1 protein-coding gene is annotated in these 255 nt (G+C 72.5%); it reads left to right on the top strand.

Annotated elements, in window-relative coordinates; genetic code table 11:
- On the top strand, positions 1–255 hold a 255-nt coding region (locus QQM72_RS40800; protein WP_314225851.1), incomplete at both ends, for a KR domain-containing protein.

The following is a 255-nucleotide window of genomic DNA, read 5'->3' on the forward strand; positions in this document are numbered from 1 at the left end:
CCAGCCGGAGCGGTCCGGATGCCGAGGGGGCGGCGGCGCTGTACGAGGAACTGACCGGCCTCGGCACGACCGTCACCATCGCCGCGTGCGACACCGCCGACCGGGACGCTGTCGCGGCGCTTTTGGCGGCCGTGCCGGATGCGCACCCGCTCACCGCCGTGGTTCACACTGCCGGAGTTCTCGACGACGGCGTGGTCACGGCTCTGACCGCGGACCGTTTCGACACGGTGCTGCGGCCGAAGCTTGACGCCGCAC

It is taken from the genome of Streptomyces zaehneri, from assembly GCF_032248645.1.
GTDB lineage: Bacteria > Actinomycetota > Actinomycetes > Streptomycetales > Streptomycetaceae > Streptomyces > Streptomyces coriariae.